The sequence below is a fragment of the Nonomuraea turcica genome, from assembly GCF_030718205.1.
Taxonomy (GTDB): domain Bacteria; phylum Actinomycetota; class Actinomycetes; order Streptosporangiales; family Streptosporangiaceae; genus Nonomuraea.
In genome coordinates, this window is the sequence record NZ_JAUZQF010000021.1 from 117,954 (window position 1) to 131,467 (window position 13,514).

Annotated in this window: 9 protein-coding genes; 1 reads left to right on the forward strand and 8 read right to left on the reverse strand. The window is 70.3% G+C overall.

Annotated elements, in window-relative coordinates; genetic code table 11:
- Positions 1–7 precede the first annotated feature (7 nt).
- The 7 genes from Q9G87_RS42765 to Q9G87_RS42795 all read right to left on the reverse strand — a co-directional run bounded on the left by Q9G87_RS42765 (position 8) and on the right by Q9G87_RS42795 (position 10,653).
- Positions 8–1,240: a sarcosine oxidase subunit beta family protein gene (locus Q9G87_RS42765; RefSeq protein ID WP_305922340.1), complete on the reverse strand. Its 1,233-nt coding sequence runs from the start codon at positions 1,238–1,240 to the stop codon at positions 8–10.
- Positions 1,237–2,493, reverse strand: a complete 1,257-nt coding sequence (gene glyA, locus Q9G87_RS42770; RefSeq protein WP_305922341.1) for a serine hydroxymethyltransferase — start codon at positions 2,491–2,493, stop codon at positions 1,237–1,239. Before glyA ends, Q9G87_RS42765 begins: the two co-directional genes overlap by 4 nt.
- A 13-nt stretch (positions 2,494–2,506) precedes the next feature.
- Positions 2,507–4,912, reverse strand: coding sequence for a GcvT family protein (locus Q9G87_RS42775; RefSeq protein ID WP_305922342.1), 2,406 nt, complete (start codon positions 4,910–4,912; stop codon positions 2,507–2,509).
- Positions 4,913–5,081: 169 nt separating this feature from the next.
- Positions 5,082–6,065: an ABC transporter substrate-binding protein gene (locus tag Q9G87_RS42780; protein WP_305922343.1), complete on the reverse strand. Its 984-nt coding sequence runs from the start codon at positions 6,063–6,065 to the stop codon at positions 5,082–5,084.
- A 45-nt stretch (positions 6,066–6,110) separates the two neighbouring features.
- A complete protein-coding gene (locus Q9G87_RS42785) occupies positions 6,111–8,111 on the reverse strand; it encodes an ABC transporter permease subunit (RefSeq protein ID WP_305922344.1) in 2,001 nt (666 codons plus the stop codon).
- Positions 8,111–9,169 (reverse strand): quaternary amine ABC transporter ATP-binding protein, encoded by a 1,059-nt coding sequence (locus Q9G87_RS42790; protein WP_305922345.1) that lies wholly within the window; start codon positions 9,167–9,169, stop codon positions 8,111–8,113. Before Q9G87_RS42790 ends, Q9G87_RS42785 begins: the two co-directional genes overlap by 1 nt.
- A 23-nt stretch (positions 9,170–9,192) precedes the next feature.
- The gene (locus tag Q9G87_RS42795; protein WP_305922346.1) at positions 9,193–10,653 is read right to left on the reverse strand and encodes an aldehyde dehydrogenase family protein; all 1,461 of its coding nucleotides are present in this window, start codon (positions 10,651–10,653) and stop codon (positions 9,193–9,195) included.
- Positions 10,654–10,889: 236 nt separating this feature from the next.
- Between Q9G87_RS42795 and purU the strand changes: the two genes are divergently transcribed.
- A complete protein-coding gene (gene purU, locus Q9G87_RS42800) occupies positions 10,890–11,741 on the forward strand; it encodes a formyltetrahydrofolate deformylase (RefSeq protein ID WP_305922347.1) in 852 nt (283 codons plus the stop codon).
- 49 nt (positions 11,742–11,790) lie between these two features.
- On the opposite strand, the gene betA is transcribed toward purU, so the two are convergent.
- Positions 11,791–13,449 carry a choline dehydrogenase gene (betA, locus tag Q9G87_RS42805; protein ID WP_305922348.1) on the reverse strand — a complete coding sequence of 553 codons (1,659 nt, stop codon included), beginning with the start codon at positions 13,447–13,449 and terminating at the stop codon, positions 11,791–11,793.
- Between the last annotated feature and the right edge of the window lie 65 nt (positions 13,450–13,514).

Genomic DNA, 13,514 nt, shown 5'->3' on the forward strand with positions numbered 1-13,514 from the left:
GCGTTCCTCAGTGCGCGACCGCGGCGGCGCCGTGCTCGTCGACGAGCGCCCCGGTGACGAATCGGTCAAGGGAGAAGGGAGCGTTGAGGGGGTGCGGCTCGTCGTTGGCCACGGTGTGGGCGAAGCACCAGCCCACGCCGGGTGTCGCCTTGAAGCCGCCGGTGCCCCAGCCGCAGTTGAGGTAGAGGCCCTCGACCGGGGTCAGGCCCATGATCGGTGAGGCGTCCGGTGAGACGTCCACCACGCCGCCCCAGGTACGCAGCACGTGCGCCCGGGCGAAGACGGGGAACAGCTCCAGGGCCGCGGCCATCTGCTGTTCGATGATGTGGAAGGCGCCGCGCTGGCGGTAGGAGTTGGCCGCGTCGATGCCCGCCCCCATGACCAGCTCGCCCTTGTGCGCCTGGCTGACGTACACATGCACAGCGTTGGACATGACGACGGTCGGGTGCACGGGCTCCAGCAGCTCGGAGACCAGCGCCTGGAGGGGGTGGCTCTGCAGCGGCAGGTCGATCCCCGCCGTGGCGGCCACGACCGAAGTATGACCGGCGGCGCACAGCGCCACCCGGCCCGCGGCGATCGGGCCGCGGCTGGTCTCCACGCCGGTCACCCGGCCCTCGCGCACCTGCAGCCCGGTGACCTCGCAGTGCTCGATGAACTCGACGCCGAGTGCCGCGGCCGCCCTGGCCAGGCCCCAGGCGACGTGGTCGTGCTTGGCGATCCCGGCCCTGGGCTGGAAGGTGCCGCCGAGCACCGGGTAGCGGACGTCGGGGGAGACGTTGACGATCGGGCAGACCTCCTTGACCTGCTGGGGGTCCAGCCATTCCGCGTCCACGCCGTTGAGCCTGTTGGCCTCGACCCGCCGTACGCTGTCGCGCACGTCCTGGAGGCTGTGCGCGAGGTTGAGCACGCCGCGCTGGCTGAACAGCAGCGGGTAGTCGAGCTCCTCCTCCAGCCCCTCCCAGAGCTTCAGCGCGTGCTCGTAGATGCCGGCGCTCTCGTCCCACAGGTAGTTGGAGCGGATGATGGTGGTGTTGCGGGCCATGTTGCCGCCCGCGAGCCAGCCGCGCTCCAGCACGGCGACGTTCGTGATGCCGTGGTTCTTGGCCAGGTAGTAGGCGGTGGCCAGGCCGTGCCCGCCGGCTCCGACGATCACCACGTCGTAGGACGCCTTGGGCTCGGCCGCGCTCCACAGCCGGTCGGGGTGCTCGGGCAGGTCGGCGCCCGGGGTGCGGGGGCTCATCGGACCTGCTCGTAGAGCGGGTGCTTGCCGGCCAGGGTCTCGACCCTGCCGCGCAGGAAGACCAGGTCGGCGTCCGGCGTGAGTGCGTTCGCGATGATGTCGCTCACCTCGCTGAAGTCGTCGGGGCCGAAACCGCGCGTGGCCAGCGCCGGCGTGCCGATCCGCAGGCCGGAGGTGACCATCGGCGGGCGCGGGTCGAACGGCACCGCGTTCCTGTTCACCGTGATCCCGGCGGCGTGCAGCCGGTCCTCGGCCTGTTTGCCGTCCAGCTCCGAGTCGCGCAGGTCGACCAGGACGAGGTGCACGTCGGTGCCGCCGGTCAGGACCTTCACCCCGGCCGCGGCGGCGTCGGGCCCGAGCAGCCGGTCGGCGAGGATCTTGGCGCCCTCCAGCGTGCGTCGCTGCCGGTCGCGGAATCCGTCCTCGGCCGCGATCTTGAACGCGACGGCCTTGGCGGCGATGACGTGCTCCAGCGGCCCGCCCTGCTGGCCGGGGAAGACCGACGAGTTGATCTTCTTGATGAGGTCGTCCGTCGTCAGGATCACGCCGCCGCGCGGGCCGCCCAGGGTCTTGTGCGTGGTCGTGGTGACGACGTGGGCGTGCGGCACGGGGGAGGGGTGCAGGCCCGCGGCCACCAGGCCGGCGAAGTGCGCCATGTCCACCAGCAGGTATGCGCCCACCTCGTCGGCGATCCGCCGGAACGCCGCGAAGTCCAGGTGGCGGGGGTACGCCGACCAGCCGGCGATGATCAGCTTGGGCCGGTGCTCGCGGGCGAGCCGCTCGACCTCCTCCATGTCCACCAGGTGGTCGCTCTCGCGCACGTGGTAGGCGACCACGTTGTACAGGCGGCCGGAGAAGTTGATCCGCATGCCGTGCGTGAGATGGCCGCCGTGGGCCAGGTCGAGCCCGAGGATGGTGTCGCCGGGTTCGAGCAGTGCGGCCATGGCCGCGGCGTTGGCCTGGGCGCCGGAGTGGGGCTGCACGTTGGCCGCCGCGGCGCCGAAGAGCGCCTTCACCCGGTCGACGGCGATCTGCTCGATCACGTCCACGTGCTCGCACCCGCCGTAGTACCGCCGGCCCGGGTAGCCCTCGGCGTACTTGTTGGTGAGCACCGAGCCCTGCGCCGCCATAACGGCGACGGGCGCGAAGTTCTCCGAGGCGATCATCTCCAGCGTCGAGCGCTGGCGAGCCAGCTCGTCGCCGATGGCCGCGTGGACCTCGGGGTCCACGACGTCCAGCGGGGTGTCGATCATGTGACGTCCTTTCCTAGCCGCGCAGCCGCTGCATCGTGGGGTCGAAGAGCGGTTCCTCGGCGACGACGGCGCGTACGTACCGGTCGAAGTAGCCGATGGTCACCTCCTGGCCGGGGTTGGCCAGGTCGGCGGGCAGCCAGGCGTAGGCGATGCCGCTGCCGATCGTGTACCCGTAGGCGGCGCTGGTGACGTAGCCGGCCGGGCCGCCGTCGCGGTCGTAGACGGGCTCCTTGCCCATGACGACCTCGTCGGTGAGCAGGCAGGTGAGCCGGCGGCGCACCGACTCCTTGCGCTCCAGCAGCGCCGCCCGGCCGACGAAGTCGCCCTTGTCCAGCTTGACGGCGAAGCCGAGCCCGGCCTCGTACGGGTCGTGCTCGAAGGTCATGTCCGTGCCGAAGGAGCGGTAGCCCTTCTCCAGGCGCAGGCTCGTGAACGCGCCGCGGCCGCCGGCGATGACGCCGTGCCGCTGCCCGGCCTCCCAGAGCGTGTCCCAGAGCTTGAGTCCCATGTCGGCGGTGGTGTAGATCTCCCAGCCCAGCTCGCCGACGTACGACAGGCGCAGCATGGTGACCGGCACGTTGCCGATGTAGCCGCGGGCGCCGCGGAAGTAGCGCAGCGCGGTCAGGTCGATGCCGGTCAGCGGCTGGACGAGGTCGCGGGCACGCGGGCCCCACACGCCCACGCAGCAGGTGCCCGCGGTGATGTCGCGGATGTGGACCGCGCGCGGTCGCCGCCGGTCCAGCCAGTCGAGGTCGAGGTTGCCGTTGGCGCCCACCTGGAACAGCTCGGGCCCGAGGCGCGCGACGGTGATGTCGCTGCGGATGCCGCCGTCGGTGTCCAGGAGCAGGCAGTACGTCACGGAGCCGACGGACTTGTCGATGTCGCCGGTCACGAGGGACTGCAGGAAGCCGACCGCGCCGGGGCCGCTGATCTCCAGGCGCTTGAGCGCGGTCATGTCGTACATCGCGACGGACTCCCGGGTGGCCTGCGCCTCCGCGCCCACGATGGGCGACCAGTACTGTGCGGCCCAGTCGCCGGGCGCCGGGATGTCGCGGCCCTGCAGCAGCGGGGCGTTGGCGCCGTACCACTGCGGCCGCTCCCAGCCGGAGGCCTCCAGGAAGATCGCGCCGAGCTCCTGCTGGCGGGCGTGGAACGGGCTGGTCCGCATCGGGCGCGGGCTTTCCATGGGCTGCAGCGGATGAATGATGTCGTAGACCTCGACGTAGTTCTGGCAGCCGCGCTCCAGCACGTAATCAGGCGCGATCTGGTGCTGCTCGAACCGGTTGACGTCGCATTCGTGCAGGTCGAAGGAGGAGCAGTGGCCGTCGACCAGCCACTCGGCCATGGCCTTGCCGACGCCGGCGGAGTGGGTGACCCAGACGGCCTCCGCCACCCAGAAGCCCTCCACGTCCCGCGACTGGCCCATCAGCGGCATGTGGTCGGTCGTGAACGAGAACAGGCCGTTGATGCCCTCCTCCACCTTGGCCGACCGCGTCCCGGGGAGCAGGCTCTGGGTCTCGGTCCAGGCGTCGGCGAAGTCGTCGGGCGTGAAGGTCAGCACGGAGGGCATGACCTCGGCCGCGTCCACCGAGATGATGTCGTCGGGGCTGACCGGCATGGGCCGGTGGCCGTAGTAGCCGATGCCCAGCATGTCGTACCGTTCCCGGTAGTACAGGTCGGCGTCCTGGTGGCGCAGGATGGGCCGGGTCGCCTCCTCGCTCTGCCCGGCCAGGTCGGGGACCTGTCCCGTCCAGGCCAGCTGGTGGGCCAGCGGCGTGAGGGGCAGCTCCATCCCGGCCATCCTGGCCACGCGTGGCCCCCAGATGCCGGCGCAGCAGACCACCACGTCGGCGGGGATCTCGCCGTGGTCGGTGACCACCGCGCTGACCCGGCCGCCCTCGGCCCTGATGTCCAGCACCTCGTGCCTGGCCAGCACCCGCACACCGCGCTCCACCGCCCTGGTGAGCTGCGCCTGGACCGCCTTGACCGCCTTGGCCAGGCCGTCGGTGGGGATGAACAGGCCGCCGAGCACCTTGCCGGGGTCCAGGAGCGAGTGCTTGGCCGCGCACTCGGCGGGGGAGAGCAGCTGGGTCTCCAGGCCCCACGCCGCCGCCCAGCCGTGGCGCCGGTGCAGCTCGGCGAGGCGCTCGGGGGTGGTCGCCACCTCGAGGCCGCCCACCTGGAGGAAGCTGTCCAGTTCGACGAACTTCTCCACGGTGTAGCGGGCCATCTCGGTCATGGTCTTGGAGCCGTTGGTCTGGAACACCAGACCGGGCGCGTGCGAGGAGGAGCCGCCGGTGGCGGGCACGTCTCCCTGGTCGACCACCGTGACGTCGGTCCAGCCGCGGGCCGACAGCTCGTCGGCGAGTGCCGCGCCGACCACGCCGGCCCCGATGACAACGACTCTCGGGCCCGTCATAGCCACCTCCGTTGTTGCGAAATATGCAACCCAAAGCGCTTTCCGCAACAAGCGTCGCTCGCCGGATTGCGGGTGTCAAGGGGCGATCTGTCTAATTTCAGGCGGTATCGCGGGACATGCGAACCCGGCCCGACCGCGAAGCGCGATCGGGCCGGGTCCGGCCGTGCCGTCAGCTCTTGGGGAGCCAGGCCTTGACCTTGTCCGGGTTGTCGGCCACCCACTTGGCGGCCGCCTCCTCGGCGGTCATCTTGTCCTCGGTGATGTACTTCGCCACGAGGTTCTGGTCGTCGTTGCCCCAGGTGAAGTTCTTGACCAGCTCGTAGGCGGGGCTGCCGGAGTCGGCGAACTTCTTGCTCACGATCTTGTCGAGCTCGTACGGCGGGTAGTCACAGGCCACCTTGGCGGCGTCGGCGTCGCAGCCGGCCGTGTAGGCGGGCAGGTTGACCTTGACCAGCTTGAGCTCCGACAGGAACCACTGCGGCTCGTAGAAGTAGCCGATGAGCGGCGTCTGCTGCTTCTGCGACTGGCGGAAGGCCGTGATCAGCGCGGTCTCGCTGCCCGCGTAGACGACCTTGAAGTCCAGCTTGAGGTTCTTGACCAGGGCCTCGTCGTTGGTGACGAAGGAGGGGTCGCCGTCGAGGAGTTGGCCCTTGCCGCCGGACTCGGAGGTCTTGAACAGGGAGGCGTACTTGTTGAGGTTCTTCCAGTCGGTGATGTCCGGGTACTTCTCGGCCATCCACGGCGCCACGTACCAGCCGATGACGCCCTTGTTGCCCGTCGGCCCCGCGGAGACGGCGGTCTTCTGCTCGTCGATGTACTTCTTCTTCAGGTCGTCGTGGCCCCAGTTCTCCACGACCGCGTCGACCTCGCCGGTGCCGAAGCCCTGCCAGGCCACCTCCTCCTTGAGGTCCTTCTTCACGACCTTGCAGCCGAGGTTCTTCTCGGCCACATAGCCGATAACGGCGGCGTTGGCCTCGTACCCCACCCATGGGTTGATCGCGATGTTCAGGGTCCCGCACGCCTTGGCGCTGCCGCTGCCGGCGGCGGGCGCCGCCGTCTCGCCGACCTTCGCGCCCGCGCAGGCGTTCACCAGAAGGCCCATGCCGGCCACGAGCACGAGTGCCCTGATCCTTCTGCTTCTCGAATTCGTCACCTAGGTCCTCCTAGTGGTTCCCGGGCCGAGGGGCCCGTCATCTGGCTAGTGGTGCGGTTGCCCCCCGTGAGCGGCCGCGTCGGCGCGCTGCGTGGCGGCGCGCATGACGCGGTCGAGCACGATGCCGAGCACGACGATCGCGAGCCCGGCGGCCAGCCCCTTCCCCCGGAGCTGGTGCTGCGAGAACCCGGCCACGACGTCGTAGCCGAGCGCTCCCGCTCCCACGAGGCCGCCCACGACGACCATCGAGAGCACGTAGATGAGTCCCTGGCTCGCCGCGAGCGTCACGCCGCTGCGGGCCATCGGGAGCTGGACCTTGGCGATGAGCTGCCAGGCGTTCGCCCCCACCGAGGTGGCCGCCTCGACCGTGGTGGGGGAGACCCGCCTGATGCCCTCGGCGACCAGCTTGATCGCGACCGGCGCCGCGAAGACCACGGCCGCGATGATCGCGGTGAACCGCGTCGGGCCGAACAGGCCGAGGATCGGCACCAGATAGACGAAGGCGGGCATGGTCTGCCCGGCGTCGAGCACGGGGCGGAGCACGGTGTCGGCCCGGTCGCTGCGGCCCATCCACACGCCCACCACCACGCCGAGCATCATGACGAGGATCGTCGCGACCAGGGTGGAGGCCAGCGTGACCATGCTGTCCTGCCAGAGCCCGAGCAGGACCAGCAGCGCCAGGCCGACCGCGGTCGCGAGGGCCGCGCGCGCGTTGCCCACCAGCAGCGCCACGGCCACGGCCACGGCGAAGACCAGCCACCACGGAGACCCGGTCAGCAGCGACTCGAACGGGTTGAGCAGCCCGTTGGTGAGCAGGTTCTTGATCGCGTTGGTGAAGCCGACCAGGCTGTCCTGTACCCAGACGCTCGCCGCGTCGGCGGCGCGGCGCACGATGGGGCCGAGGTTGGCCTGCGCGGGGAACTCCGCCGCCCACACGTAGGTGTACGACAGGTAGCCCAGCACCGCCGCGACGCCGAGCACGCCCGCCACCTGCAGCCGCCGCCGTCCGGGAGTGAGCAGCCGGCCGGCCCTGCGCTCGGCCTCGACCCGGCGGCTGGCCGCCGAGGTCACCCGGTCCAGCACCACCGCCATGATGACGATGGCCAGGCCCGCGTTGAACGCGGTGCCCACATCCAGGGTCTGCAGCGCCTTCAACACCGTCTTGCCCAGGCCCGGCGCGTCGATGAGGGCCGCGATGGTGGCCATGGACAGGGCGGCCATGATGGTCTGGTTCACGCCGACGATGATCGTCTGCTTGGCCATCGGCAGCCGCACGTGCCGCAGCGACTGAGCGGTGGTGGCGCCCAGCGAGGCGCCGGCTTCGAGGGTGTCCGGCGAGACCTGGCGGATGCCGTGCGCGGTGATGCGGATGGCCGGCGGGATCGCGTAGATCATCGTGGCGACCGTCGCGCTGGCCGGCCCGATGAGGAAGAAGAGCGTGAGCGGCGCCAGGTAGACGAACGTCGGCATCGTCTGCATGAAGTCCAGCACCGGGGTGACCAGCCGGTGGAAGCGGTCGCTCATCCCCGCCAGCACCCCGAGCGGGATGCCCACGGCCAGCGACAGCACCACCGCGGTGAGCGTGAGGGCGAGCGTGTCCATGCTCTCCTGCCACAGCCCGAGCAGCCCGAAGGAGATCAGGCCCGCCGCCGCGAGCAGCGCCGACTTCCTGTTGCCGTACAGGAACGCGACGGCGGTCGCCAGGGCCGTCACGCCCAGCCAGCCCAGCACCGGGACCGGGCGGCCGAAGGACGGCTGGCTGATCATGGCCTGGACGAACGTCACGGCCTCGTCCAGGAAGAGCCGGATGTAGTTGATGAAGTAGAGGAAGAACGGGTTGCTGTTCCTGCTGTCGTCGATGGCGTCCATGCCCTCGCTGAACGAGGTGTGCAGCGGCGTCAGCTCGGCCCCGCCGAGTGCCAGCGTGTCGCGCCCGTTCAGCAGCGCCCACCCCAGCACCCAGACCGCCAGCACCGCCACGATCAGGAGCCTGCGGCCGCGTAGCCGCGTGGCCACCGCCGTGACCGCGGCCGTCACCGGAGCCATCAGGACTGCCCTTCCGCGATGACCTCGAGGATCTCGGCGTTGGTGACCACGCCCAGCAGGGCGCCGTCCCTGGTCACGCGGACCGGCCGGTCGGCCGACATCACGCTGTGCACCGCGTCCCGGATGACCACGTCGGGGCCCAGCTCGGGGCCGTCCAGGGGCTCGCCGGGCAGTGGCTCGCGCATGATCCAGCGCAGCGTCAGCACGTGGGAGCGCGGCACGTCGCTGACGAAGTCCCGTACGTAGTCGTCGGCCGGCGCGCCCACGACCTCGTCGGGCGTGCCCATCTGGACCAGCTCGCCGTCGCGCATGATGAGGATGCGGTCGCCCAGCTTGAGCGCCTCGCTCAGGTCGTGGGTGATGAAGACCATGGTCTTGCCGACCTCGTGGTGCAGGCGGATGACCTCGTTCTGCATCTCGCGCCTGATCAGCGGGTCGAGCGCGGAGAACGGCTCGTCGAACAGCAGCACCTCGGGATCGGCGGCCAGCGCGCGGGCCAGGCCGACGCGCTGCTGCATGCCTCCGGAGAGCTGGTCGGGATAGGAGTTCTCGAAGCCGGTCAGGCCGACCAGCCCGACGACCTCGCGGGCCCTGACGTAGCGGTCCTGTTTGGGCACGCCGCGGATCTCCAACCCGAAGACGACGTTGTCCAGCACGCACCTGTGCGGCAGCAGCCCGAAGTGCTGGAAGACCATGGCCATGCGGTGCCTGCGCAGCTCCCGCAGCCGTTTCTCGTCGGCCTTGCGGACGTCCTCGCCGTCGAGCAGGATCTCGCCGGCCGTGGGCTCGATCAGCCTGGTGAGGCAGCGGACCAAGGTGGACTTGCCCGAGCCGGACAGGCCCATGACCACGAACACCTCGCCCCGGCGTACCGAGAAGGACACGTCGCGGACGGCGGCGACGCAGCCGGTCTGTTCCTTCAGTTCCGTGCGGCTGAGCGTGCTGCCGACGACGCGGTCGGCCTTGGGCCCGAACACCTTCCAGAGCCCCTTCACCTCGAGGATGGGGGGTGTCTCGGTGCCGAGCGGCGTGCGTTCGGTCAGTGACGGTACGGTCATGACCACCTCTTGGTCGTCAGGCGTCAGTTCGCTGGGAACCACCGCTGGGGGCGTGGGCGGATGTTCTGCCAGACATGCTTGATCTCGCGGTACTCGTCGAGACCGGTGGGCCCGAGCTCACGGCCGATGCCTGACTGCTTGAAGCCACCCCACTCGGCCTGCGGCACGTAGGGGTGGTAGTCGTTGATCCACACCGTGCCGTGCCGCAGCCGGCCCGCGACCCGCTGCGCCTTGCCGGCGTCCTGGGTCCAGACGGCGCCGGCCAGGCCGTACTCGGTGTCGTTGGCGAGGCGCACGGCCTCGTCCTCGGTGGTGAAGCGCTCCACCGTGAGCACCGGGCCGAAGGACTCCTCGCGCACCACGCGCATGCCCTGCTTGCACTCGTCGAGCACGGTGGGGCGGTAGAAGAAGCCGGGGCCCTCCTCGCGGCGGCCGCCGCAGCGCAGGACCGCGCCTTCGGCCAGGCCCGCCGCCACGTACTCCTCGACCTTGGCGAGGTGCGCGGCGGAGATCAGCGGGCCGGTGTGCGCGTCCGGGTCGAAGGGGCCGCCCAGGCGGATCAGCTCCGCCCGCCGCACGACCTCGTCCACGAAGGCGTCGTGCAGACGGTCCTCGACGAGGAGGCGGGCGCCGGCCGAGCAGACCTGGCCAGAGTGCAGGAACACCGCGGTGAGCGCGAAGTCGATCGCGGTCTCGAGGTCGGCGTCGGCGAAGACGATGTTGGGGTTCTTGCCGCCCAGCTCGAGCGCCACGCGCTTGACGGTGGCCGCGGCGGCCGCCATGATCCGGCGTCCCGTGGCCACGCCGCCGGTGAACGACACCAGGTCCACGGCCGGGTGCTCGGCCAGCGGCGCGCCCGCCTCGGGGCCCGCGCCGAGCACCAGGTTGGCCACGCCCGCCGGCAGGCCCGCCTCCTCCAGCGCGCGCATCAGCAGGATCGAGGTGCTGGGCGTGAGCTCGCTGGGCTTCAGCACGAAGGTGTTGCCGGCGGCGAGCGCGGGGGCGACCTTCCACGTCGCCTGCAGCAGCGGATAGTTCCACGGCGTGATCAGGGCGCAGACGCCGACGGGTTCGTGGACGATGCGGCTGATGGCGTCGTCCCGGCCGGTGTCGACCACCCGCCCGGCGTCGGTGCCCGCCACCCCGGCGAAGTAACGCAGGGAGGCGATGGAGTCGTCGACGTCGTACTCGCTCTCCACGAGCCGCTTGCCGGTGTCGCCTGACTCGGCCTTCGCGAAGCTGTCGCGGTCGCGTTCTAGCAGGTCAGCTACCCTGTTCAGGAGTGCGCCCCGCTCGCGGGCGGGGGTCTGCGGCCAGGGGCCCGCGTCGAAGGCGTGCCGGGCGGCCTCGATCGCCCGCCCGGTGTCGGCCGCCGTGGCCTCCGCCACCGTGGCCACCAGTCCGCCGTCGGCGGGCGAGTGGATGTGCCGCAGGCCACTGGCGATCGGCCTCGTCCACGTTCCACCGATGTAGAGGTCGGTCATCGGGCACATCCCTGATCGTTGCGCATGGCGCAAGCTTGTGCTTAATGGGGAACAGGATTGACCGGCCGCTGGGGGTTCGTCAAGGCCTTGAGGGAATCACTGGCCGAAACTATGCGTTGTGATGGGTTTTGCCCGGCGTTGGACGACATTTCACCTCTTGACGGACGTGCTGGTCTGCGTTCACGCTGTTGCGTATAACTAACTCATTTGCGTAATACGCAACACAAGGAGGAGCGATGGCTCCTGGGCGCGAGTTCATCCTCACCGTCTCCTGCGCCGACAAGCCGGGCATCGTCTACGCCGTGAGCAGCTTCCTCATCCAGCACGGCGGGAACATGCTGCAGAGCAAGCAGTTCAACGACCGCAAGGGCGGCGGCTTCTTCATGCGCGTGCACTTCACCTCCCAGGACACCCTGGACGAGCTGCGCGAGGGCTTCGCCTACGTCGCGGCGTCCTGCCAGATGACCTGGCAGCTCAAGGACGCGGCCACCCCGACCCGTACGCTGATCATGGTGTCGAAGTTCGGTCACTGCATGAACGACCTGCTCTTCCGCCGCCAGGTCGGCGGCCTCAACATCGAGATCCCCGCGGTGGTCTCCAACCACCCGGACCTCGAGCCGCTGGCCGCCTCCTACGGCGTGCCCTTCCACCACGTCCCGGTGACGTCGGAGGGCAGGCCGGAGGCGGAGGCCAGGGTGCTGGAGCTGGTCGCCGAGTACGAGGCGGACCTGGTGGTGCTCGCCCGCTACATGCAGATCCTGTCGGACGACCTGTGCAAGCGGCTGGAGGGGCGGGCGATCAACATCCACCACTCCTTCCTGCCGGGGTTCAAGGGCGCCAAGCCGTACCACCAGGCGCACGAGCGCGGCGTGAAGCTCATCGGGGCGACCGCGCACTACGTGACGGCGGACCTGGACGAGGGGCCGATCATCGAGCAGGACGTCGCCAGGGTGGACCACGAGCTGGACCCCGACGACCTGGTCGCCGTCGGCCGGGACGTCGAGGCCCAGGTGCTCGCCAGGGCGGTGAAGTGGCACAGCGAGCAGCGGGTGCTGCTCAACGGCGACCGCACGGTCGTCTTCCGCTGACCTCGCCGGACGTGAGGCGGTGGGGATCCCCCACCGCCTCTGTCGTCGTCTAGGAGCGGTGCCGGTAGAACTCGGCCGGCTCCGGCGGCAGCGGGGTGTTGCCGAGGATCAGGTCGGCCGCCTTCTCCGCCAGCATCATGACCGGCGCGTAGATGTTGCCGTTCGTCACGTACGGCATGGCCGAGGCGTCCACCACCCGTAGCCCGTCCACGCCGTGCACCCGCATGCTCTCGGGGTCGAGCACGGACATCTCGTCCACACCCATCCGGGCCGTGCAGGAGGGGTGCAGCGCCGTCTCGCCGTCCTTGGCCACCCAGTCCAGGATCTCCTCGTCGGTCTCGACGGAGGGCCCCGGTGACAGCTCGCCGGTGCTGTACTCCTGCAGCGCGGGCTGGCCGAGGATGCCGCGGGCCACCCTGATGGCCTCCACCCATTCGCGCCGGTCCTGCTCGGTGGACAGGTAGTTGAAGCGCAGGGCGGGATGCTGCCGCGGGTCGCCGCTCTTGATCTTCACCGAGCCGCGGGCGTCGGAGTACATGGGGCCGACGTGCACCTGGTAGCCGTGCCCGCCCGAGGGCGCGGAGCCGTCGTAGCGCACCGCGATCGGCAGGAAGTGGAACATGAGGTTCGGGTAGTCGACGTCGTCGTTGCTGCGCACGAAGCCGCCGGCCTCGAAGTGGTTGGTCGCGCCCGGCCCCCTGCGCAGGAACAGCCACTGGGCGCCGATCCAGGGGTGGCGCCACTTCTGCAGGTTCGGCTGCATCGAGACGGGCTCGCCGCACCCGTGCTGGATGTAGACCTCCAGATGGTCCTGCAGGTTCTCGCCCACGCCCGGCAGGTGGTGCACGACGTCGACGCCGAGGGCGCGCAGCTCGTCGGCGTTGCCGACCCCGGACAGCTGGAGGAGTTGCGGCGAGTTGATCGCGCCGCCGCACAGGATGACCTCTCCCGCGCGCACCGTCCCGCCGTCGTACTCGACGCCGACGGCCCGCTTGCCCTCGAAGAGGATCCGCGTCACGAACGCCCGCGTTTTCACGGTGAGGTTCGGCCGCTTCATGACCGGGTGCAGGTACGCCCTGGCCGCGCTGAGCCTGCGGCCCCGCCGGATGTTGCGGTCGAAGCGGGCGAAGCCCTCCTGGCGGTAGCCGTTGACGTCGTCGGTGAGCGGGTAGCCGGCCTGCTGCACGGCCTCGAAGAAGGCCGGGTAGAGCGGCGTGCTCGCCGGCCCCCGCTCCAGCGCCAGCGGGCCCTCGTGGCCGCGCCAGGGGGTGCCGGGGTCGGCCAGGCAGTTCTCCATGCGCTTGAAGTAGGGCAGGCAGTGCGCGTAGTCCCAGGTCTTCATCCCGGGATCGGCGCCCCAGCGCTCGTAGTCGAGCGGGTTGCCGCGCTGGAAGATCATGCCATTGATGCTGCTCGAACCGCCCAGCACCTTCCCGCGCGCGTGGTAGATCCGCCGGCCCCCCATATGCGGCTCAGGCTCGGACTCGTATCGCCAGTCGTAGAAGCGGTTGCCGATCGGGAAGGGGAGCGCCGCCGGCATGTGGATGAAGACGTCCCAGGGGTAGTCGGGCCGGCCCGCCTCCAGCACCAGCACGCGGGTGGCAGGGTCCGCGGAGAGCCGGTTGGCCAGGGCGCAGCCGGCCGAGCCGCCTCCGACGATGACGAAGTCGTACTGCTGTGACGTCATGGTGCCTCGTCTCTCGCGCATTTCCGCGAATCGTAGCGTTATGTGCATTTCGTTGCACTACTCGCAACAGGAGATCTTTTCCGCAC

Bases quoted from the DNA above. Each gene is read 5' to 3' on its own strand.
- Q9G87_RS42765 (WP_305922340.1), bottom strand. From the start codon at position 1,240: ATGAGCCCCCGCACCCCGGGCGCCGACCTGCCCGAGCACCCCGACCGG.
- glyA (WP_305922341.1), bottom strand. From the start codon at position 2,493: ATGATCGACACCCCGCTGGACGTCGTGGACCCCGAGGTCCACGCGGCC.
- Q9G87_RS42775 (WP_305922342.1), bottom strand. From the start codon at position 4,912: ATGACGGGCCCGAGAGTCGTTGTCATCGGGGCCGGCGTGGTCGGCGCG.
- Q9G87_RS42785 (WP_305922344.1), bottom strand. From the start codon at position 8,111: ATGGCTCCGGTGACGGCCGCGGTCACGGCGGTGGCCACGCGGCTACGC.
- Q9G87_RS42790 (WP_305922345.1), bottom strand. From the start codon at position 9,169: ATGACCGTACCGTCACTGACCGAACGCACGCCGCTCGGCACCGAGACA.
- Q9G87_RS42795 (WP_305922346.1), bottom strand. From the start codon at position 10,653: ATGACCGACCTCTACATCGGTGGAACGTGGACGAGGCCGATCGCCAGT.
- purU (WP_305922347.1), top strand. From the start codon at position 10,890: ATGGCTCCTGGGCGCGAGTTCATCCTCACCGTCTCCTGCGCCGACAAG.
- betA (WP_305922348.1), bottom strand. From the start codon at position 13,449: ATGCGCGAGAGACGAGGCACCATGACGTCACAGCAGTACGACTTCGTC.